The organism is Streptomyces sp. NPDC004838, assembly GCF_053600955.1.
The window spans coordinates 29,510-50,738 of record NZ_JBSGAW010000022.1 but is presented as its reverse complement, the minus strand read 5'-3'; the positions used below and the strand labels follow the sequence as shown (position 1 = coordinate 50,738).

Annotated in this window: 17 protein-coding genes; 12 read left to right on the top strand and 5 right to left on the bottom strand. The window is 71.9% G+C overall.

What is annotated here, in order from left to right; genetic code table 11:
• Positions 1-42: 42 nt before the first annotated feature.
• Positions 43-1,314, bottom strand: a complete 1,272-nt coding sequence (locus tag ACWEFL_RS23850) for a 6-phospho-beta-glucosidase (protein ID WP_451716077.1) — start codon at positions 1,312-1,314, stop codon at positions 43-45.
• Positions 1,315-1,419: 105 nt separating this feature from the next.
• On the opposite strand from ACWEFL_RS23850, the gene ACWEFL_RS23845 reads away from it, so the two are divergent.
• Positions 1,420-2,568: an N-acetylglucosamine kinase gene (locus ACWEFL_RS23845; RefSeq protein ID WP_451716074.1), complete on the top strand. Its 1,149-nt coding sequence runs from the start codon at positions 1,420-1,422 to the stop codon at positions 2,566-2,568.
• A gap of 220 nt (positions 2,569-2,788) precedes the next feature.
• On the opposite strand, the gene ACWEFL_RS23840 is transcribed toward ACWEFL_RS23845, so the two are convergent.
• Positions 2,789-4,024, bottom strand: a complete 1,236-nt coding sequence (locus ACWEFL_RS23840) for an ROK family transcriptional regulator (protein WP_451716072.1) — start codon at positions 4,022-4,024, stop codon at positions 2,789-2,791.
• Positions 4,025-4,081: 57 nt separating this feature from the next.
• Between ACWEFL_RS23840 and ACWEFL_RS23835 the strand changes: the two genes are divergently transcribed.
• The 4 genes from ACWEFL_RS23835 (at position 4,082) to ACWEFL_RS23820 (ending at position 8,665) form a co-directional block, all read left to right on the top strand.
• Positions 4,082-4,762, top strand: a complete 681-nt coding sequence (locus ACWEFL_RS23835) for a flavin reductase family protein (protein WP_451716070.1) — start codon at positions 4,082-4,084, stop codon at positions 4,760-4,762.
• Positions 4,763-4,784: 22 nt separating this feature from the next.
• Positions 4,785-5,720, top strand: a complete 936-nt coding sequence (locus ACWEFL_RS23830) for an ROK family protein (RefSeq protein ID WP_451716067.1) — start codon at positions 4,785-4,787, stop codon at positions 5,718-5,720.
• Between the two features lie 144 nt (positions 5,721-5,864).
• Positions 5,865-7,328, top strand: a complete 1,464-nt coding sequence (locus ACWEFL_RS23825) for an aldehyde dehydrogenase family protein (RefSeq protein ID WP_451716064.1) — start codon at positions 5,865-5,867, stop codon at positions 7,326-7,328.
• A 461-nt stretch (positions 7,329-7,789) separates the two neighbouring features.
• Positions 7,790-8,665, top strand: coding sequence for a universal stress protein (locus ACWEFL_RS23820; protein ID WP_451716062.1), 876 nt, complete (start codon positions 7,790-7,792; stop codon positions 8,663-8,665).
• 148 nt (positions 8,666-8,813) lie between these two features.
• On the opposite strand, the gene ppk2 is transcribed toward ACWEFL_RS23820, so the two are convergent.
• Positions 8,814-9,632: a polyphosphate kinase 2 gene (gene ppk2 / locus ACWEFL_RS23815; protein ID WP_451716060.1), complete on the bottom strand. Its 819-nt coding sequence runs from the start codon at positions 9,630-9,632 to the stop codon at positions 8,814-8,816.
• A gap of 194 nt (positions 9,633-9,826) precedes the next feature.
• Here ppk2 and ACWEFL_RS23810 point away from each other — a divergent pair, with 194 nt between their 5' ends.
• Positions 9,827-10,621, top strand: coding sequence for a class E sortase (locus tag ACWEFL_RS23810; RefSeq protein ID WP_451716057.1), 795 nt, complete (start codon positions 9,827-9,829; stop codon positions 10,619-10,621).
• Between the two features lie 92 nt (positions 10,622-10,713).
• Here the strand turns inward: ACWEFL_RS23810 and ACWEFL_RS23805 are convergent, their stop codons facing one another.
• Complete coding sequence (locus tag ACWEFL_RS23805) at positions 10,714-11,757, bottom strand: PHP domain-containing protein (protein ID WP_451716054.1); 1,044 nt, start codon at positions 11,755-11,757, stop codon at positions 10,714-10,716.
• Between the two features lie 344 nt (positions 11,758-12,101).
• Between ACWEFL_RS23805 and ACWEFL_RS23800 the strand changes: the two genes are divergently transcribed.
• On the top strand, positions 12,102-13,340 hold the full coding sequence (locus tag ACWEFL_RS23800) for an FUSC family protein (protein ID WP_451716052.1): 1,239 nt from the start codon (positions 12,102-12,104) through the stop codon (positions 13,338-13,340).
• Positions 13,341-13,569: 229 nt separating this feature from the next.
• Here ACWEFL_RS23800 and ACWEFL_RS23795 read toward each other — a convergent pair whose 3' ends face one another.
• A complete protein-coding gene (locus ACWEFL_RS23795; RefSeq protein ID WP_451716049.1) occupies positions 13,570-14,379 on the bottom strand; it encodes a VOC family protein in 810 nt (269 codons plus the stop codon).
• Between the two features lie 308 nt (positions 14,380-14,687).
• Between ACWEFL_RS23795 and ACWEFL_RS23790 the strand changes: the two genes are divergently transcribed.
• The 5 genes from ACWEFL_RS23790 to ACWEFL_RS23770 all read left to right on the top strand — a co-directional run bounded on the left by ACWEFL_RS23790 (position 14,688) and on the right by ACWEFL_RS23770 (position 21,129).
• On the top strand, positions 14,688-14,942 hold the full coding sequence (locus ACWEFL_RS23790) for a DUF6158 family protein (protein ID WP_451716047.1): 255 nt from the start codon (positions 14,688-14,690) through the stop codon (positions 14,940-14,942).
• A gap of 725 nt (positions 14,943-15,667) precedes the next feature.
• A complete protein-coding gene (locus ACWEFL_RS23785; protein WP_451716044.1) occupies positions 15,668-17,011 on the top strand; it encodes a phosphodiester glycosidase family protein in 1,344 nt (447 codons plus the stop codon).
• Positions 17,012-17,140: 129 nt separating this feature from the next.
• The gene (htpX, locus tag ACWEFL_RS23780) at positions 17,141-18,058 is read left to right on the top strand and encodes a zinc metalloprotease HtpX (RefSeq protein WP_451716042.1); all 918 of its coding nucleotides are present in this window, start codon (positions 17,141-17,143) and stop codon (positions 18,056-18,058) included.
• Between the two features lie 214 nt (positions 18,059-18,272).
• Complete coding sequence (pspAB, locus tag ACWEFL_RS23775) at positions 18,273-18,875, top strand: PspA-associated protein PspAB (protein ID WP_451716038.1); 603 nt, start codon at positions 18,273-18,275, stop codon at positions 18,873-18,875.
• Positions 18,876-19,257: 382 nt separating this feature from the next.
• Positions 19,258-21,129: a multicopper oxidase family protein gene (locus ACWEFL_RS23770; RefSeq protein WP_451716035.1), complete on the top strand. Its 1,872-nt coding sequence runs from the start codon at positions 19,258-19,260 to the stop codon at positions 21,127-21,129.
• The last annotated feature ends 100 nt before the right edge of the window (positions 21,130-21,229 follow it).

Below are 21,229 nucleotides of genomic sequence, written 5' to 3'. Positions count from 1 at the left end.
ACCAAGTCGTGTCTTTCCCCCGTCGGCCCCGGTCGGCCCCGGTCAGCCGTTCCAGATCGCGGGGAGGTTGTGCCGGTGCTCGTGCAGCAGCGCGTCCAGCAGGGCGAGGGCCGGCGCCCTGTCCTTGACCAGGGGATTGGCCATCAGGGCGAGGCGAGCGGCCCGGCGGTCGCCGGTCAGGGCGGCGGAGACGGTGAGCCGCTCGTACGCCTTGACCTGCTGGACGAGTCCGAGCAGCTCGGGCGGGAGCGGTCGGCCGCTCAGCGGGGTGGCGCCATTCGCTCCGATACGGGCCGACACCTCCACCGCCGCGTCGTCCGGCAGGCCGGGGATCGTCCCCTCGTTACGGACGTTGACCGCCTGGACGTCGCCGCGGTCGTCGTGGAGCGAGGCGATCAGCTGGACCGCGGCCTCGCTGTAGTAACTGCCGCCGCGCCGGGTGAGCAGCTCGGGCTTGGTGTCGAGCGACGGGTCCCGGTACAGCTCCAGCAGCTCGGTCTCGATCCGCATCACCTCGCGCGCGCGGATCCTCCCCGCCCGCTGCGAGGCCAGCATGTCGGCCGTGCGGTAGTAGAACCGCAGATAGCGCGACGGCACCGCGCCGAGGTCGTCGAGGAGGTCGCGGGGGAGTTCGAGGTGGTCGGCCAGGGCGTCGCCGTGCACCGCGAGCAGCTTCGGCAGGACGTCCTCGCCGTCCACGCGCACGGCGCGCTCCCAGGTGAGGTGGTTGAGCCCCACGTGCTCCAGCTCCACCCGGTCCGCGTCGACGCCGAGCAGCCCGGCGAACCGCCGCTGCAGCCCGATCGCCACATTGCACAGCCCGATCGCCCGGTGGCCGGCGTCCAGCAGGGCCTGGGTCACGATCCCCACCGGGTTGGTGAAGTCCACGATCCAGGCCCCCGGTGCCGCGTGCCTGACCACCTGCTCGGCCAGGTCCAGCACGACGGGGACGGTCCGCAGCGCCTTGGCGAACCCGCCCGCGCCGGTCGTCTCCTGGCCGATGCGGCCCTCGGAGAGCGGGATGGTCTCGTCCAGCAGCCGGGCGTCCTGGCCGCCCACGCGCAGTTGTACGACGACGAAGTCCGCGCCCTCGACCGCCTCCGGCACGCTGGTGGTCGTGGTGAGCCGGCCCTCCCAGCCGCGCCGCCGCAGAATCCGCCCGGCGACCGCGCCGACGGTCTCCAGCCGCTCGGCGGCGATGTCGTGCAGCACCAACTCGTCCACCCGGATCCGGTCCCGGAACCGGGCGAGTCCGTCGACCAGCTCGGGTGTGTAGGTGCTGGCCCCGCCGATCACGGCGATCTTGACCGTCATTCGGATCACTCCTCATTGCTGGATGCAAACACTGTAGATAGTTATGATCCCTTACTATAGTCGCTGAGTGACAGAGCTCTGCGGACTCGGGATGACGGGGCACAGGTGACACGGGACACGATCACGAAGGCGGCCGTCCTCGCGGTGGACGGCGGCAACTCCAAGACAGATCTGGCGCTTGTGGCGTCCGACGGCTCGCTGATCGCCGCGGTACGCGGACCGGGCACGTCCCACCAGCGCCTCGGCGTGCAGGGAGCCATGCACGCCCTACGGGAAGGAGTGGCCCTGCTGCGCGCGAAGGCCGGCGCTCCGTACGGCCCGGCACGGCCCGAGGGCCCCTGCGGTCCGCACATCGGGCCGCCGGGGCCGCCCGGCCCGGCGGCCGTGCCCCCGCACGACGACCCGCTCGCCCGGATCGGCGTCTTCTGCCTCGCGGGCATCGACCTGCCGGTGGACGACCACCGGGTCGGCTCCGCGCTGCGGGCGGAGCGGCTCACCGACTCGCTGCTCCTCAACAACGACGCCTTCTCGGTGCTCTGGGCCGGCTGCCCGGAGAAATGGGGCGTCGCGGTCGGCGCGGGCACCGGTCTCAACTGCGTCGGCATCGCGCCGGACGGACGCCAGCTGCGGTTTCCGGCCCTCGGCCGGATATCGGGCGACTGGGTCGCGGGCGGACGGTGGCTGGGCGTACGCGCCCTCGGCCAGGCCGTACGGGCCACCGACGGCCGCGGCCGGCCCACCATCCTGGAACACGTCGTTCCGGCGTACTACGGACTGCCCACCCCGATGGCGGTCGCGGAGGCCGTGTACACCTCCCGTATCGAGGAACGCCAGCTCTTCGCGCTCGCGCCGACCGTCTTCCGCGCGGCGGCCGAGGGGGACGCGGTAGCGCGCGAACTGATCGATCAGATCGTCGACGAGATCGTCACCTACGTCGCCACGGCGGTACGCCGTCTCCGACTCGCCGACGCCGAGGTCCCGGTCGTCCTCGGTGGCGGCCTCTTCAACTCAGGCGACCAGAAGTTCCTGGACGGTGTGCGCGAGGGCGTCGCCGCCGTCGCTCCGCGCGCGCTCATCCGCGTACTGGAGTCGCCGCCGGTCCTGGGCGCGGCGCTGCGAGGACTGGCCTCGCTCGGCGACGCGGCACCGGACGCGGCGGCGCGGATCGCCGCGGCCTTCGCGAACCGCCCGACCCCGACCCCGGCGCGCGACGGCGCGCTCCGACCGGCGGCGGTCGACGGAGGACCGGCATGAGGGCCGGTGCGGGGACCCGTGCGGGGGTGTGCGCGCGGTCCGGCGCCGCGCGCGGTTCGGGGTTCTGTGTCCCGCTTGGCGCCGGAGTCCGTGAGGGATCGCATCTGCGGCGCGATGCGGCAGCCCCTGCGACCGCCCCTGCGACCGCCGCGGTACGCGCCGCCACCGGCCCGTACGCCGAGATCGACCGGAGCCCGCACCCCGCCCCGGAGCCGGGGACTCAGCCCCCGGTCGCGGCTCCGCTCACGGCGTCCGCCGCGGCCGACGGCTCACGCAGGAGCCGGTCCCACGCCGTCGAGACCGCGCTGCCGACCGCGCCGTGCAGCACCGCGTCCGTGCCGAGCATCGAGTTGACGACCTGCACCGACAGCGGGGTCAGCGACCGCAGCGCCGTTTCGAGCGGATGCATCAGCAGATCGCCGTTGTGGCCGACACCGCCGCCGAGCACGACGACCTCGGGGTCGACGACCGCCGCGACCGTGGAGACGGCCCGTGCCAGCAGCCGCGCCTCCGTCTCGACGACCTCGCGCGCGAGCGGATCGCCCTTGCGCGCGAGGGAGAAGACCGCACGGAGCGTCATCGGGCGCTCGACGCCGCGCGCCGCGCCCAGCCGGGCGATCGCGTCGGAGACCGCGGGGCTGGCGAACCAGCCGCGCCACGGCGGACCGTTCTCCGCCGCGCCGTCCAGACCGATCGGGAGGTACCCGATCTCACCGGCGAGCCCGCGGGCCCCCCGGTGCAGTCGGCCGTCGATCACCAGGCCGAGGCCCACACCCGTGCCGACCGAGAGATACGCGAAATTGTCGCACTGCCGGCCGTACCCCTTCCACAACTCGCCCAGCGCCGCGAGATTCACGTCGTTCTCGATGTCGACGTCCGTCTCGAACTGCGCCCGGATCTCCTCGACGATGCCCTGGCGCTCCCAGCCCGGCAGGTTCGCCGCCAGCATCATCAACCCGCGCGCGGGATCGACGACTCCGGGGCTGCCGACGGTCACCTGGTTGACCCGGGGCCAGTCGACGTCCCTCTCCCGCATCACCGTTCGGGTGATCGCCCCGATCTGGCTGAGCAGGGTCTGGTTGCTGCGCAGTCGGACGCGCTCGTCATGACGGGCGACGATGGTGCCCGACAGATCGGCGAGCGCCGCCCGCACCCAGCGGCGTCCCACGTCGATTCCGACGACCCAGGCGGCTTCATTGTTGACTTCATACAGAACGGCCTTCGGGCCCTGGTTCCCATGCGTCGAACCGGCCTCGCGGATCAGTCCGGCGGAGACGAGATCGGTGAAGACCTGCGAGACGGTCGGCTTGGACAGCCCCACCACACGCGAGACCTGGGACCGCGACAGCACGCCATGGTGCTGGATCGCGTCGATCACCGACCGCTGGTTGATGGCGCGGACCATCGAGGGATCGGCCTTGGCGAAGGTACGGCGCTCGACGAACGTGGTCCCCACCTCCTCACAGGCGACAGATGAGCGCGCCAATCGTACTCACACATCGGACGGTCGATCATGAACGATCCCACCAAGGGCACGGTGCCCCAACAGCTGGACGCCCCGCTGGAGCTCGATCCGGCGGCGTGGCCGCAGCGTGACACCTACCGTCTGCTGACCGGTCTGGTGGTGCCGCGCCCCATCGCCTGGGTCTCCACGCTCGGCCCGGACGGCGTCCCGAACGTCGCCCCGCACTCGTTCTTCAACCTCGTCGCCCACGACCCGCCGCATGTGCTCTTCAGCGCGACCGACGTACGCGACACCGTGCGCAACATCCGTGCCTCCGGTGACTTCGTGGTCAACACGGTTTCCGAGGACCTGGTCGAGGCCATGAACCTCACCTCGGCCGACTTCCCGCCGTCGGAGGACGAGTTCCGCTGGGCGGGCCTGACGGCCGCGCCGTCGGCACGGGTCCGGGCACCGCGGGTGGCGGAGGCGAAGGCACACCTCGAATGCCGTCTGGCGCGCGAGATCGAGGTCGGCGGCGCGACGATCGTCATCGGGGAGGTGGTGCACATTCACGTCGACCCCTCCGTCTGGCGTGACGGCCGGGTCTCCCCGGAACTCCTCGCGCCCGTCTGCCGGCTGGCCGGCTCGGCGTACGCGTCGCTCGGCGAGGTGTTCGCGATCGCGCGACCGCGCTGGGATCCGGAGGAGCAGGCTCCCACGAACGTCCGCAGGAAGCCCGAGGAGCGGTGATGCACGCAGGAGAGGAGCGGTGATGCTCGCGGGAATAGCGGCCGGACGAACCCACTTCAGATGCGCGATCGGCACGGGACCGGGCGATGTCCACGACAGTGCGGAGTTCCCGACCACGACACCCGACGAGACCGTGGACCGGGTGACCCGTCATCTGGCCCGGCAGGGGCGACGGTACGGCGGGATCACCGCGCTCGGCCTCTCCTGCTTCGGCCCGCTCGGGCTGCGGCCCGGTGAGCCGGACTACGGCCGGGTGACCTCCACGCTGATGACGGACTGGCAGGAGTACGACCTGGTGGGCGCGGTGCGGCGGATGCTCCCCGTCCCCGTCGTCCTGGACACGGACGTCAACAGCGCGGCCATGGCCGAGTGGTCGGCCGGCGCGGGACGGGGGCGCGGCACCGTCGCGTACCTCACGGTCGGCACCGGCCTCGGGGCGGGCGCGGTCGTGGGCGGGCTCCCGGTTCACGGTCGCGCGCACCCGGAGATGGGCCATCTCCCGGTGGCCCGCCATCCGTCCGACGAGGTGATCAGCCGCTGCCGGCACCACCGCGACTGTCTGGAAGGGCTCGCGAAAGCCGGGTCGATCGCCGCCCGGCTCGGTCTGAACCCCTCCGCGCTGGGCGGGCTGGACGACGCCGCGCTGCAGCGGCTGCCCGACGAGGCGGTCCGGCTCGAAGCCTGGTATCTCGCCCAGCTCACCACCGCCCTCACCTACCTCCTCTCCCCGGAGCGGATCGTCGTCGCGGGCGTCGTCATGGCGGTGCCGGGAATGCCGGCCGCGCTGCGGGAGGCGACCGCCGAACGGCTCGGCGGCGACCCCGGCGTGGCACCCGTCGTCCGGCACATCGACGACTACATCGTGCCGTCACCACTCGGCGGCCGGGCCGAACTCCTCGGGACTCTCGCGCTCGCCAGGACCGCCGCCGAGGGTCCGGCCACGACACTCAATGGTTAACCACTTTCCCTAACTACAGACATCAGTCGGATCGGAGTGTCAGGCTGTATCCGCATAGAAGGCGGTATACGCCTGATGAAAAGTTAGGGAACCTTTCGCATAAACGACATAGACATCACTCTCAAGACACGGAAGGCTGACGCCATGGGCACCTCTACCGAAGGCATCCGGCATGTACAGAATCTGATAGGCGGCACCTGGCGGCCCGCCCGGTCCGGTCTGACGCTCTCCCGCGAGAACCCGGCCGACACCGATCAGACGGTCGCCACCTGCCCCGCCTCCGCGGCCGAGGACGTCACCGATGCGGTGGCGGCGGCCAAGGCGGCGGCGCCGGGCTGGGCCGCCACCGATGTGCGGGAGCGGATCGCGATCATCGGCCGGGCGCTGGGCATCCTCGGCGATCGCGCCGCCGAACTCGCCACCGCCGATGTGCTGGAGTCCGGGAAGACCCTCAGCGAGTGCGAGGGCGAGATCGCCCGCGCCCTCGCGGCGACCGCGTACCAACTGGAGATCGCGCCCGGACTGCTCTACGACGAGTTGTCCCTGCCCTCCGGCCTCGACGTCGAGATGACCCGCTCGCCCGTGGGCGTCGCCGCGCTCATCACCCCGTGGAACTACCCGTTCAGCGCGGTCATCCGCAAGACGGTCCCCGCGCTGGTCGCGGGCAACGCGGTCGTCGTCAAGCCGTCCGAACTCACGCCGGTGACCGCCGAGATGACGGGCCGCGCCCTGACCGAGGCGGGCCTGCCGCCCGGCGTCTTCAACCTGGTGTACGGCACCGGGCAGGACGTGGGCGCGCCGCTGGTGGACGATCCCTCGCTCGGGGCGATCTCCTTCACCGGTTCCACCCGCGTCGGACTCGCGCTCTCCGGCGAGACGGGCGGCCGGGATGTGAAGGTCCAGGTGGAGATGGGCGGCAAGAACCCGCTCGTCGTCCTCGCCGACGCCGATCTGGACCGCGCGCTCGACGCGGCGGTCGCCGCCTCGTACACGGCCGCGGGGCAGTGGTGCATCGCGACCAGCCGGATCATCGTGGAGGAGGGGGTCTTCGAGGAGTTCCGGGACCGTTTCGTCGCCCGTACCAGGAAGGTCCGTGTCGGCGACGGGCTGTCTCCGGACGCCGACATGGGGCCCGTCAGCTCCAAGGCCCAGTACGACAAGGTGCTTTCCCACCTCGCCGCCGGCGCCCTCAGCGGGACGGTCCTGGTCGGCGGCGGGGCGTACACCGGCGACGGCGTCGCCAACGGCTACTACATCGAACCCACCGTCGTCGAACGCCCCGACACCGACTCGCCCCTCGTCCAGCAGGAGGTCTTCGGCCCGGTCGTCTGCCTGCTGTCGGCCGCCGACCTCGACGACGCCATCCGGCTCGCCAACGACACCTCGTACGGTCTGTGCGCGGCCGTCTTCACCGAGGACATGGACCGCGCCCGGCGCTTCGCCACCGCGGTCGACGCGGGCCGGGTCGGAGTCAACATGCCGACCTCCGTCGGCGACCACCATGTGCCGGGCGGCGGCCGGAAGAACAGTGGTCGCGGCGAGTACGAGGGCGCGGGTGACGGCATCGTCTTCTTCACCCACCTCAAGCCGGTCTTCATCCCCCGCTGACCCCGGCCGACCCCGCTGACCCGCGGATCCTGCCGACCCCGTTCACCCCGCCGCCCCACTGCCCCGCGGATCCCGCTGACGGAACCCCGCGCCGGGCAGCAACGGCCGCCGCGGGACCACGGCCGGGCCCGGTCCTCTCTTCCCCGGTGGACCGGGCCCACGGCCGTGACCGGCCGTCGGGAGTCCGGCGGACGTGCCCTGCGGACGTGCCCTGCGGAGGGGCCCTGCGGACAGGCGCGGTCGACGCCGGCAGGACACGGCGATGCGGACAGGCCGGTGATTTCACCCGAACGGCCGACCTGTTCCGCCCCGATCGGGGCCTTCGGCCAGGGCCGGTCGGCACCGGACCGGGGACCTGTGGCCGCCGTGCGAGGACCGGAGGCCCCTCGCACGCGCGCGCCCGAACACTCATGCTGTTGGGGGATCACCGACGATCCCGTCCGTTCCTGGAGGTGTGCACCATGCCCAGCACCGTCACTGTCGGCCTCGACGGCTCCCGAGAGAGCCTGGCCGCCGCCGCATGGGCGGCCCGCGAAGCCGCGTTGCGCGGTCTGCCACTGCGACTGGTCAACGTCTGGGAGCCCGTGCCCATGGCCGCACGGGCAACGCTCCTCGGCGTCGACACCCAGCAGCACTGGGCGGAGCGGATCCCCCGTGAGGCCGCGCAGGAGGTGCGGAGCCGCCACCCCGAGCTGGACGTCCGGATCGACCAGCTCACCGGCCGTCCCGGCGAGAAGCTCGCCGAAGCGGCCGCCGAATCCGCGCTGCTCGTCCTGGGCTCCCGTGGACTGAGCGGCTTCAGCGGCTTCCTCGTCGGCTCGGTCGGGCAGGCCGTCCTCGCGGACGTCAAGAGTCCGGTCGTCTTCGTCCGTGCCCCCGAGTCCTCCTCGGACACCGAGCCGGTGACCACGGACGGCCCGGTCGTCCTCGGACTCGACGCCAATGAACCCGACGACGCGCAGATCGAGTTCGCCTTCGAGGCGGCCGTACGCCGTGGCACCACGCTGCGGGTCATCCACGGCTGGACCCTGCCGCCCTACTTCGCCTACGGCCTCCCGCCCGACCCGGTGCTCGACGCCGAACTCGCCAAGCAGGAGACCGCCACCCTCAAGGAGGTGCTCGCCCCCTGGCGGGAGAAGCACCCGGACCTGCGGGTCGTCGAGGAGTCCACGGTCGGCAAGCCGGTCGACCTGCTGGTGGAGGCCGCCAAGGAGGCCGCGCTGCTGGTCGTGGGCCGCCGTATCAGGCGCGCGCCCTTCGGGGGCCGCATCGGTTCCGTCGCCCACGCGGTCCTGCACCACGCCTCAGCGCCCGTCGCGGTCGTTCCCCACAAGTAGCCGGCCGCATGTGCCGTGCCGCTCCCCGGACGGTGAGAGTCGTCCAGGGGAGCCGGGACCCGGGATCCGGCCGGGTCTCTCACCGGCAGGGCCTCTCTCCGGCCGGTCGGTCGCGGCCCTGCCCGCAGGGGGCACGGCCTCCCGGCCGCTACTGCGTCAGACCGGCCGCATGGTCGGGGACGTACGTCTGCAGATCCTTCGGCGGCCTGACGTACCCCGTGGACGGCGGCCGGTCGGGGATCTCGATCACCGGCAGCGGGACCTCGCCGTAGGGGACCGAATCCAGCAGATGGGCGATCATATTGAGCCGCGCCCGCTTCTTGCTGTCGCTCTCCACGATGAACCAGGGCGCGTCGGCGATATCCGTGTGCACCATCATCTCGTCCTTCGCCCGCGAGTACGCCTCCCAGCGGGTGATGGACTCCAGATCCATCGGCGACAGCTTCCACCGGCGCGTCGGATCCACCAGCCTGCGCCGGAACCGGTCCTCCTGGACGGCGTCGCTCACCGAGAACCAGTACTTGCGCAGCAGGATCCCGTCCTCGACCAGCATCCGCTCGAAGATGGGGCACTGGTGCAGGAACCTCTGGTGCTCCTCCTTGGTGCAGAAGCCCATCACATGCTCGACGCCGGCCCGGTTGTACCAGCTGCGGTCGAACAGGACGATCTCCCCCGCGGCCGGCAGATGCTCGACATACCGCTGGAAGTACCACTGACCGCGTTCACGTTCCGTGGGCTTCGGCAGCGCGGCGATCCTCGCGACACGCGGATTGAGATGCTCCGCGACCCGTTTGATCGTGCCGCCCTTGCCCGCCGCGTCCCGCCCCTCGAACACCACGACGAGCCGGGCGCCCTCCGTGCGCACCCATTCCTGGAGCTTGACCAGCTCGGTCTGGAGCCTGAGCAGCTCCTCCTCGTACACCGCACGGGGCAGTGTCGTCACCGAACGCTCTTTCTTACCGGCCATGCAGCCTCCACGCCTCCCCAGCCCGATTCCCAAACTCCGTACCCGTCGACCTTACGGAGTCCTCGCACGGCACGAACGCGACCGGCCGGGGAACATCTGCTCGGTTCCGGTCGTTTTGGTTGTGGGTGTACGGGTGGTGCCGACCGGGCCCCGTACCCGCTCCCATCCCTCTCGGCCGACGATCCGGACCGCTCATGGACATATCCCGAGCCGTTCCCCGCGCGCTCGCCGGAGCGCTCACCGCACTGCTCGCCGCCGCCTGCACCACCGCAGGCGGCGGGGCCACGGACGCCCAGGCCGACCCACCACGGGCGACGGCCGCCTCCGGCCCCCCGTCGGCCCCCGCCTCCTCCTCCCCGGCACCGGGACCGAGTGCGGACCCGAGCCATGACGCGAGCCGGGGTCCGATCCGGGACGCGAGCCGCGATCCGATCCGGGACGCGAGCGCCGAAGAGACCCGGACGGCGAATCCCCGGACACAGAGCGCGACGATGTCCATCGCGGCCCTCGGGCTCCGCGATCTGCCGGTCGTCCCGTACGAGGGGACGACCGACGACCGGGCGGGCACCCGGATCCAGGACCGCGGAGTCGCGGCCAGCCCGTACGGCGAGCGCGGCGGAGTCGGCCCCGGCGAGATCGGGAACTACCTGGTCACCGCGCACCGGCTCTCCGCCGGCGGCCCGCTGCGCGAACTCCCGTCCCTCAAAGAGGGCGACCTGGTGAGCGTCGCCCTGGACGGCCGGGTCTACGAGTACGAGATCACCGAGACCCGGAAGACCTCCTTCCGATCCGACCGCTCCCTCGCCGAACAGCGCGCAGCGGTCCCCGGCAGGCCCGGCGAGACCCCCACCCTGGCGATGATCACGATCTCGACTTGTGCGACCCCCGAGGACAACGCGGCAGGGAATTTCTGGCGCGACGAGAACAGCAACCCGGAGCACCGCATCGACAAGATCGGCGTACTGCGAGCCGGGCCCGAAGCGCCCTGATCCGGCCCGCCTCCGCCCGGCCCGGCAGCACCGGTCCGGCAGCACCGGTCCGGCCGTGTCGCCCGCCGTACGCCCGCTCACGCCCCGGCCGGTTACGCCCGGGTCCAGGCGAGCAGCTCGTCCGCGCCCCAGGTGTTGATCACCCGCTCGGGCGGCACCCCGGCCCGCTCCGCGCGGGCACACCCGATGATCTGCCAGTCGAGCTGGCCCGGAGCGTGCGCGTCCGTGTCGATGGAGAAGTGGACCCCCGCGTCGACCGCGAGACTCAGCAGCCGCATCGGCGGGTCGAGCCGCTCCGGCCGGCTGTTGATCTCCACGGCCGTACCGGACGCGGCGCACGCCTCGAAGACGGCCGCCGCGTCGAACCGCGACTCCGGCCGCGTCCCGTCCCGCCCCGGCCGGCCCCCGCGTGACCTCTCCCGTCCGATGACCAGCCGCCCCGTGCAGTGCCCGAGGACGTCCACCAGCGGATTCCGCACGGCCCTGACCATACGGCGGGTCATCTTCGCCGGCTCCATCCTCAGTTCGGAGTGGACCGAGGCCACCACGACGTCCAGCTCCGCCAGCAACTCCGGCTCCTGGTCGAGGGATCCATCAGGCAGGATGTCGCACTCGATGCCGGTCAGCAGCCGGAAGGGCGCCCATCGGCGGTTCAGTTCGGCCACGACCGCCAGTTGCTCGCGCAGCCGCGCGGCGGTGAGACCGCGGGCGACCGTCAGCCTGGGGGAGTGGTCGGTGAGCACGGCCCACTCGTGCCCCAGCGCGATCGCCGTCCGGCCCATGTCCTCGATCGGACTGCCGCCGTCCGACCACTCCGAGTGGAGATGGCAGTCGCCGCGCAGCAGAGCCCGCAGACTCCGCCCGCCGTCCGCGAGGGGCGCCGACGCCTCGTCCTCCAGCCGCCTCAGATACTCCGGTACCGCGCCCGTGAGCGCTTCCCGTACGATCGCGGCCGTCTTCGGGCCGACGCCCTTGACCGACTCCAGCGCCCGCGATCCCGCGAGCCCGGCGATCTCGGACCGGGACATCTCCGCCAGCGCGGCCGAAGCGGTACGGAAGGCACGGACCCGGTAGGTGTCCGCGCGCGAGCGCTCCAGTAGAAACGCCACCCGGTCCAGCGCTTCCACAGGGTCCATCGTCGGCTCCTTCGCGCACCCTCGCGGCACGGTCGCCGCGCCCCCGGACCAGGCCGGAGTCCCCTCCCACTCTCGCCCGCCGAGTGCGCGTCGGCACGTCGGCGCCCGCCACCGGTCCGCGGGCAGGGGCGGGAGTCCGGCAGTCCGGCAGTCCGGCCGTGAACCCCTTGATCACCGACATCGTCCGGGGCCGCTCGCGCCCCGCCACCGCGTCCCGACGGCCCGCACTCGGCCGGTAGGGTCATGATCTCGTGCTTTCATCTGAAAATCAGCCGCTCGCTGTGCCGGGGATGGGACGAACGGGCACTCCACACCCATGAGTCACTTCCGCTCCGCCGCAGGCAGTGCCTGAACCGCGTCGGCCGGGCCCGGCGTCGGTGATCGGGTTCATCGGCAGGCACTACCGCGACCCCGTCGTCGTCCAGACGCTGCGCTCCACCGCTGCCGCGACCATCGCGTACGTCGTCGCCCTCTGGCTCACCAACGAGCCCGCCCCGCTCACCGCGCCCCTCACCGCCCTGCTCGTGGTCCAGGTGACCCTGTACTCCACGCTCACCACCGGCATCCGTCGGGTGAACTCCGTCGTCGTGGGCGTGCTGATCGCCAGCGGGTTCAGCCTGCTCGTCGGGCTCAGCTGGTGGAGCCTCGGCCTGATCATCCTGGCGTCACTGGTCGTCGGTCATATGGTCCGCGTCAGCGAGTTCGTGCCCGAGGTGGCCATCAGCGCCATGCTCGTCCTCGGCGTCACCCGCGTGGCGGCCACCGCATGGGACCGGGTGCTCGAAACACTCATCGGGGCGGGAGTGGGGCTGCTCTTCAACGTGCTGTTCGTACCGCCCGTATGGGTGGGGACGGCCGGGGCGTCCATCGAGGACCTGTCCCGCCGGATGCGGCGGTTGCTGCTGGCCATGGGCGAGGAACTGCACACCCCCGCCTCCGTCGAGACGGCCGCGGCCAGACTCCACGAGGCACGCCGCCTCGACAACGACGTCGCCGACGTCGACGCGGCACTGAGGCAGGCCGAAGACAGTCTCAGGTTCAACCCCAGGGTCAAGGAAGGGCTGCTGAACCGGGTCGTACTCCGTACCGGACTCGACACGCTGGAGATCTGCGCGGTGGTGCTGCGCGTCCTTGCCAGGACCATGACCGACCTGGCCAGGCAGCGCGATGACGAGGACCTCTTCCCGCGGGAGGCCGTACTCGCCATCGAGGAACTGCTGGCCCATGTCGCCGACGCACTGGTGAGCTTCGCCGTCCTGGTGACCACCCAGGTCTCCGAGAGCGCCGAGGCCGCCGAACGCCGACTGGCGGGGGAACTGGGGGCCGCCGCGGCCGGCCGCGAACGCACGGCGCGCCTCCTCCTCGTCGGCGTACAGCGGCATCCGCGCCACTGGCAGCTGCACGGCGCGCTCCTCGCCGAGATCGACCGCATCCTCGACGAGCTGGACCCGGAGCACCGTTCCCGGCGGCTGATGGAGGAACTGGACCGCAGCGCCCGCGAGACACGGGAGAGGCACCCGCGACTGGCCGCCGCCCGCGGATGGATGACCGGCAGACGACGGGAGCGCGCCGAGGCCCGCTGACCACGGCACCGGCGTACGGCCCGATGCGGCGTTCGGACGACGGCTTGCTCGGACGACGGCTTGCTCGGACGACGGCTCGCTCGGACGACGGCTCGCTCGGGCGCCTCGGGGCCCGCCGTTCCACTTCTCGGGCCAGGGGGTGCGGGAGGGGCAGGCGCAGGGGACGCGGCACGCATCAGGGGCGCGGGAGCGCTGAGGGGCGAGGGGAAGGCTGGACGGATCCGGGTGCTCAGATGCGGCCGGTGACGGTGAACAGCGCGCCGTCGGGGTCGCGCACCGTGGCCTCGTCGGCCCCCTCCTGTGTCGTACGCCGGTCCAGGATCGCCCCGCCGGCCCCCAACGCCGCACGGACCGTGGCCTCCACGTCGTCCACGGGGAAGTGGACGTCCCAGCGGGGCCTGAGCAGCGGATCGGGCGCCGCTCCCTGGGCCCCCGAGCTGAGCCGCGCCAGCACATGGCCATGGCTGACCAGCACCACTTCGTCGTTCTCGAAGGCGACGTCACAGCAGCCGGGACACTCGCTGGCCCAGTCGAGGATCTCTCCGTAGAAGATCGCCGCGTCGAACGCGTCACGGGTCCGCAGCAGCAGCCACGCGGGCGCGTCCTTGTGCCCGGACTGCCAGTCGGGGATCAGCGCCCCCTCCCAGATCCCGAAGACGGCCCCGTCCCGGTCGGCGGCCAGTGCGCCACGCCCCAGCGAGAACGCGAGGGGGCCGACGGCGACCGTGCCGCTGCGCTCCCTGATCCGCGCGGCGGCCACATCCGCGTCCGTGATCGCGAAGTACGGGGTCCAGGCGACCGCGACCTGCAGCTTCGGCGCGAGCGCCCCGATGCCGGCCACCGGAGCGCCGTCCAGCACGGCGACGCTGAACTCGTCCCCCAGCTTGGCCTTGCGGAACTCCCACCCCAGTACAGCGCCGTAGAAGTTCTGGGACGCCTCCAGATCCCGGGCCATGAGACTGACCCAGCAGGGCGCGCCGAACACCTCCGCGCTCGATGTCAGACCCGGCACTGAATCCGGTCTCGTTTTCCTGTCCATCACACTCATGTCCTGAGAGGTACGGCGGTGTGCGCGATGTCCGCGACGCGCCCGGCGTATGGCGACGGGCCAGGGGTGGGTACGCGGCCGACACCCGGACGTACTCATCCTCCACTCCAGAGCACGTCCACGCGAGTCGCGCGCCTGCCGGGAGTGCGGCGAGCGCGGCGGGCGGAAGGCTCGGGGAGCGGCCCCGCCCCGGTTGCGGAGCGCCGCTCCAGGGGGCCGGATGGTGCGGACACCGTGCGGTACCCGCGAGGTCCACGAGCCACACCCCGGTACCACCGGACGGAAGGAGCACGGCTGCCATGACGCAGGCCGAGAACGAGCACAGGGGCATCGACGCCGCCCGCCTGGGCGAGCACGAGCTGATCCGGGAACTGGAGGCCATCCACCGGAGCCGCCACGACACGCTGCTCCACGGATCGGCCGCCGCGCTGTCCGCGCACACCACCCGGATGGCCGAGCTGGAGGCGGAGTATCTGCGCCGTCATCCGGACCGCCGGGTGGCGGCGGGCCGGACCCGTGCGGGCGCTCGCGCGCGCAGCAGACAGCCGGAATGACCCGCCGAGCGGTGATCCGCGGGTAGCGGGCCCGCGCGCTTCGGCAGAGCAGGCTCTTTGCCCGCCTCCGCCGTGATTCCGTCTTCCCTCCGTCCCGGTCCGGACGCCCTGGTCCGCATGAGCCGGTCCGGACGCCCCAGGCCGTCGGTCACCGGAACCGTCGGCGCGATCCACCACAGCGCCTTACGGAGGTCGTTCGGCGAACTGGATCCGGTGCGTGCCCACAATCCCTGGGCCGGGGCTGGTGCGTGCCCACAATCCCTGGCCGGGGCGCGCCGGGGGAGCGCCGTGCGCTGTGCCGGGGGCGAGCGGACGTATTCTCCGTGCGGTTGCGGAAGCGGTGCTCCCCGAAGTCACCCGACGCGCCGGTACAGTCGCGGCGGCACCGCCGGGGGACGCTGCTTGCCACGAGCCCGACCAGCCGTGATCCGGGAGACCTGGTGGACCGAGGCAGAGCGGGGACGAGGCCCGCACCGACTGCTCCCTTGCCCGTCCGACGCGTTCAGTCAGCCCTGTCAGCCCTGTCAGCCCTGTCAGCCCTGCCGGCGCTGTCGGCGTTATCTGTGTTCTCGGTGTTCTCGGTGTTGTGCGTTCTGGTGGCCGGGGCTCATCCCCCGGCCGTCGCCGCCACCGGACGGGCCCCTCGTACCGGGACCACCGCCGAAACACGACAACCGGTCGCGCTCCCGCCCGCGAGCGGCCCAGCCCGCCGGACGTGGGCCGTCGTGGCGGGCGACGGCGCCGAGACCGCGCGCACCTCACGGGTGATCGCACCGGGCATCCGCCTCACCTCGTACGACCGGATCGAAGCCGCCGCACGGCTCCGTGTCGACATGCTCTCCGTCGATCTCGACGGCAGCGGCGCGGAGGTCGGCTATCTCTCGGCCGGAAAGGTCACCGGCCGCGACACCCTGTCCCGGCTCGCCGCCCGACACCGTCCCGGCCCCGGCCGACGCACCGTCGCCGCGGTCAACGGCGACTTCTTCGACATCGGCCGGACGGGCGCGCCCCAGGGCCCCGGCATCCGGAACGGCGAGATCACCCACTCGCCCGTCGCAGGAGCCGACCGGGCCGTCGGCATCGGCCCCGGAGGCGCGGGGCGTGTCCTCCGGCTCTTCTTCGACGGCACCCTGACCCTGCCGTCCGGACGCCGGCCGCTCAACGCGTACAACGCCGCGAAGGTGCCTGCCGGGGGCATCGGCGTGTACACCCCGGCCTGGGGAGACGCCGACCGGGCCCTGACCGTGGGCACGGCGGCTCCCGTCGCCGAAGCGGTCGTCAGAGACGGGAAGGTCGTCTCCGTCGCCGCCCGGCCGGGGCGCGGGCCCGTCGCCGCGGGCACCACCGTCCTCCTCGGCCGGGAGTCCGGAGCCGGGCAGCTCGCGGCGCTGCGCCCCGGCGACCCCGTGTCGCTGGAGTACCGGCCGCGCGCGGGGAGCGGACCGGTCCCGCGTACGGCGGTCGGCGGCCGTGAACTCCTCGTCGTCGACGGGGTCGCGCGGAACCACGAGGGCAGGGGCAACAACGCCGCGGCCCCCCGCACCGCCGTCGGCTTCTCCGCCGACGGGCATGTCATGCATGTGATCACCGTCGACGGACGGCAGGTCCACAGCGGTGGGATCACCCTCACCGGACTCGGCCTGATGATGAAACGGGCCGGAGCCCACAACGCGCTCAACCTCGACGGCGGCGGCTCGTCCACGCTCGTCGCCAGGGAACCCGGCGGGGACTCCCTACGACTGGAGAACAGCCCCTCCGGCGGGAGCGAGCGCGCGGTCCCCAACGGACTCGTTCTCACCGTGCCCGACGACAGCGGACGACGGCCCGGCCACCGGGTCGCGACCGGGAATCCGGCCGCGGACACGTTGACCGACTCCCCGGTCAGGAGCGGCCACCCCAAGCGAGTCCCCGGACTGAAGCGAGGACGCGGCAGGGGCCGCCGGGTCGCTCGGCGCACCCCACCCCATGCGGACCGTCCGGCGTCGGGTGACGTTCACCGTGCCGCCGGAGGCCGCCGGGCTCGCCCCGCTTTCGCGCCGGCCTCCGATACCCGGCCTCTCCATTTGTGATCCGCCGCGTGCGCCGCGTCCACCGAAGACAAGCCGAATCGGGATTCCCCACGTAATCGGACTTTATGTCGGCGCGAGGAGCACAATCGAGTGAGGGGGTGTGTGAGCTGCGAACCCAGAGGTGATCAGATGGCAGCGAAACGGCCCCGATCCCGATACGCCCCGGACCAGGGACTCACCACTCGCATGGTGACGACCATGTTCTTCATCGGGCTGCTCTACGTCGTCTTCGTGGGCGTTCTGCTCGCCCTGCTGAGGGGCGCGTGGCCGATCATCGTGCTGGTGGCGGGCGGCCTGTTCATCGCGCAGTTCTGGTTCAGCGACCGGATCGCCGCCCACAGTATGGGCGCGCGGGAGGTCACCCCCGAGCAGGCGCCCGAACTGCACGGCGCGGTCGATCGTGTCTGCGCGCTCGCCGACATGAGCAAACCGAAGGTCGCCATCGCGGAGAGCGATGTGCCGAACGCGTTCGCCACCGGACGGAGCGAGAAGACGGCCCTGGTCTGCGCCACCACCGGGCTGCTGCGGAGACTGGAACCGCAGGAACTGGAGGGAGTCCTCGCGCACGAGCTGTCGCATGTCGCCCACCGCGATGTCGCGGTGATGACGATCGCCTCGTTCCTCGGCGTCCTGGCCGGTGTGATGACCCGGATCGGCCTGTACGGCGGACTGAGCCGGGCCGGCCGCAGCAACAGCAACACCGCGCTCGCCGTGGCCCTGATCCCCCTGGTCAGCGCCGCGGTCTACACGATCAGCTTCCTGCTCACCCGGCTGCTCTCCCGCTACCGGGAACTCTCCGCCGACCGGGCCGCCGCCCTGCTCACCGGCCGTCCCTCCGCACTCGCCTCCGCGCTCACCAAGGTGACCGGCGAGATGGCGCGGATCCCCACCCGGGACCTGCGCAAGGCGGAGCCGTACAACGCCTTCTGGTTCGCCCCCGCGTTCTCCTCGCGGGAGAGCCTCAGCCGACTGCTCTCCTCGCACCCCACGCTGGAACAGCGGCTGGATCAGCTGGCCCGCATCAGCGCCGAGCTGGCCCGCCCGTGACCCCGAGGACCGCCGCACCCGCCTCCCTCCGCACCCGCCTCCCTCCGCACCCGCCTCCCTCCGCACCCGAGCCCGTGGCCGGTGCGGGGCCGTACCGCCCGGAACTCGCGCGGCCGCGCACCGGCGCCACCGTGAACCGGCACCGCCCCTGCGCCTGTGGCGGAGACCTGAAGACCGCGCGATCCGAGTTCATACCGACCGAAAAGGTGGTTCCGTGGGACTTCTCGATACGATCCTCGGCCGCAGCAAGCCCGTACGCCCCGACCTCGACCAGCTCTTCGCCCTGCCGTCCGCGGCGATCACCCTCCAGGCGGGAGCGGGACTCACCCCGACCGGCACCGGGTCGGTCTGCTTCGCCAGCGTCGAGGGCGGCGCCTTCGCCCGGATCCAGCAGGACGTACGGGATCTGCTGGACGCCGACGCCGGACGCGGCGGCGTCCCGGTCGAGTTCAGCCGCGACGCGTACGGCTACACCTGGCTCCTCGTCCGGCAACCGGCCGATGACACGGCCTCCCTGGTCAACGATCTCCACGCGGTCAACACGCTGCTGGAGGACGGCGGATTCGGCCCCCAGTTGCTCTGCTCCCTGATCGCGTTCCGGGAGGCCGCGGGCGAAACCGGCGGTCGGCCGCTGGCGCTCGTCTATCTCTACAAGCGCGGCACGTTCTACCCCTTCGCGCCGATCCCCGGTGCGGTGGAGAGACGGGACAACGCCCTGGAACTCCAGGCCCGGGCGCTGCTCACGGACGATCTGCGGGTCGAGAAGGATCTCGCCCGGTGGTTCCCCGTCTGGGGCGCACCCGGACTCTCGGGCTGAACCGCCCCGGACCGGCGGGCTGAAACGCCCCGGACCCGCAGGCTGAACCGCTCCCGTCCCACGGGCTGAACCCCATCCTCACGCACCCGCCGAGGGCAGCCCCGACCGGTCCGGCAGGCGCGACCGGTCCGGTCGGCCGAGGCTGCCCTCGGCGTGGGCGGCGATTGCTCGTCCGGAGCAGTCCAGCAACGCACCGACTCACCGTCTGCGGCAACCTGATGGTGTCCGGGGTGCCGGCGGTCTCAGGGCACTGCCGAGCAGAGCGAAACAGGCAGCAACGCTGGAGTCGGTCCGACGAGCGCTGGAGGACGCGGTGGTCACGAGACGGCGTGTCGTGCAGGCAGCGGCCGGCGGAGCGGTCGCGCTCCTTCCGGTCGGTTACATGGCTCCGCGGCTCTGGACGTCGGCCGGCGGGGGCGTTCTGGATCCGGGGAAGGTGGACAAGTACGTCACGCCGCTCGTCGTACCGCCCGTCATGCCGCAGGCCGGGGGTGGCGACGCCGATGGCGTCGAGCACTACGAGATCGGCGTGCGGCAGTTCCAGCAGCAGGTGCTGCCCTCCGGTCTGCCGGCGACGACCGTGTGGGGATATGGATCAACTCGGCATTCGGGCAGTTTCCACTACCCCGCGTTCACCATCGAGGCCCGTGCCGGAACACCTGTACGGGTGAGGTGGAAGAACCAACTGTTCGATCGCTCGGGCCGTTACCTGCCGCACCTGCTGCCGGTCGACCCCACACTGCACTGGGCGAACCCTCCCGGCGGAACCTCGGACCGGGACATGCGCCCCGAATTCCGCTCGACACCCGGGCCGTACTCGGGCCCGGTGCCGATCGTGACCCACCTGCACGGCGGGCAGAACACGGAGGAGAGCGACGGCTACACCGAAGCCTGGTACCTTCCCGACGCGGTCAACGTTCCTGCGGGATACGCTGAAGTCGGCTCCTTCTACGAGGAGTTCAAGGACAAGTTCGAAGACCGGTTCGGCGACGCCTGGCGCCGGGGGGACGCCGTGTTCCAGTACGCCAACGCGGAGAGGCCCTCGACCTTCTGGTTCCACGATCACGCCATGGGTGTGACGCGGCTGAACGTCTACGCCGGACTGGCGGGGTTCTACCTCCTGCGAGGCGGACCCGCGGACCTTCCCGAGGGAGTGCTGCCGGGTCCCGCACCCCGGTTGGGGGATGTGCCCGGCCGGAAGTACTACGAGATCCCTCTCGTCATCCAGGACCGCTCCTTCCACGCCGACGGCAGCCTCTACTACCCGGCCGGACGCGCCGCCTTCGACAAGTTCAAGGGCCCCTACATCCCGGCCAGCGACATCCCGCCGATCTGGAACCCCGAGTTCTTCGGCGGCATGATGGTGACCAACGGGAGCACCTGGCCGGTCCTTCGAGTCGAACCGCGCCGCTACCGGTTCCGGCTTCTCAACGGATGCAACTCGCGGTGCCTGATCCTGAAGATCGTCACCCGCCCGCTCGCCCATCGGCCCGCGGCCCCGGCCCTCCCGTTCTGGCAGATCGGCAGCGAGGGAGGCTTCCTCCCCGCGCCGGTACAGCGGGACGAGGTGCTCATCGCCCCCGCCGAGCGCGCCGATACGGTCGTCGACTTCACGTCCCTACCCGTCGGTACCGAGTTGTATCTCATCAACGAGGGCCCCGACATGGCATTCCAGGGCGGGAAGGCGGGTAAGGACTTCTCCCCGGCGGACCCGGCCACCACCGGGCAGGTCATGAAACTCGTCGTCGAAGCGCTCACCGCACCGGACACGACCGTGAAACCGTCCCAGCTGTCGCTTCCCTCGTTCGAGCCGCTGGGGAAGGAGAGCCGCACCCGACAGCTCTCCCTCAGTGAACAGAACTCCGCGTCGCTGCCGCACGTCGGCCCCCGGCAGATGCTGCTAGGGACCCTGGACCGGAACGGAGCCGCCGTCCCGAAGTACTGGGACGACCCCGTCACAGAGAATCCGGCCGTGGGCGCGACCGAGATCTGGGAGATTCACAATTTCACGAAGGACGCCCACCCGATCCATGTCCACGAGGTCCAGTTCCAGGTCCTCGACCGGCAGCAGACCGGCCATGGCGCCCGGCCCGCTGAGCCGTGGGAGAGAGGGCTCAAGGACACGGCACTCGCCTACCCGGGTGCGGTGATGAGGCTGAAGGCGACATTCGACCGGGCGGGGCGATACGTCTGGCACTGCCACATGCTCGAACACGAGGACAACGAGATGATGCGCCCCTACACCGTCGGATGACGATGCGGTCCATGCCGCCAGGCAGGCCGAGTCACCGGTGTCCGGGCCCTTCGACGAGGCCGGGTCGGGCCCTTGGACGCGGCCGGGCCGGTCGGCTGAA

What these genes read in the sequence shown, in the direction of transcription:
- ACWEFL_RS23850 (WP_451716077.1), bottom strand. Translation starts at nt 1,314, where the DNA reads ATGACGGTCAAGATCGCCGTGATCGGCGGGGCCAGCACCTACACACCC.
- ACWEFL_RS23835 (WP_451716070.1), top strand. Translation starts at nt 4,082, where the DNA reads ATGAACGATCCCACCAAGGGCACGGTGCCCCAACAGCTGGACGCCCCG.
- ACWEFL_RS23830 (WP_451716067.1), top strand. Translation starts at nt 4,785, where the DNA reads ATGCTCGCGGGAATAGCGGCCGGACGAACCCACTTCAGATGCGCGATC.
- ACWEFL_RS23825 (WP_451716064.1), top strand. Translation starts at nt 5,865, where the DNA reads ATGGGCACCTCTACCGAAGGCATCCGGCATGTACAGAATCTGATAGGC.
- ACWEFL_RS23820 (WP_451716062.1), top strand. Translation starts at nt 7,790, where the DNA reads ATGCCCAGCACCGTCACTGTCGGCCTCGACGGCTCCCGAGAGAGCCTG.
- ppk2 (WP_451716060.1), bottom strand. Translation starts at nt 9,632, where the DNA reads ATGGCCGGTAAGAAAGAGCGTTCGGTGACGACACTGCCCCGTGCGGTG.
- ACWEFL_RS23810 (WP_451716057.1), top strand. Translation starts at nt 9,827, where the DNA reads ATGGACATATCCCGAGCCGTTCCCCGCGCGCTCGCCGGAGCGCTCACC.
- ACWEFL_RS23805 (WP_451716054.1), bottom strand. Translation starts at nt 11,757, where the DNA reads ATGGACCCTGTGGAAGCGCTGGACCGGGTGGCGTTTCTACTGGAGCGC.
- ACWEFL_RS23795 (WP_451716049.1), bottom strand. Translation starts at nt 14,379, where the DNA reads ATGGACAGGAAAACGAGACCGGATTCAGTGCCGGGTCTGACATCGAGC.
- ACWEFL_RS23790 (WP_451716047.1), top strand. Translation starts at nt 14,688, where the DNA reads ATGACGCAGGCCGAGAACGAGCACAGGGGCATCGACGCCGCCCGCCTG.
- htpX (WP_451716042.1), top strand. Translation starts at nt 17,141, where the DNA reads ATGGCAGCGAAACGGCCCCGATCCCGATACGCCCCGGACCAGGGACTC.
- ACWEFL_RS23770 (WP_451716035.1), top strand. Translation starts at nt 19,258, where the DNA reads ATGGCTCCGCGGCTCTGGACGTCGGCCGGCGGGGGCGTTCTGGATCCG.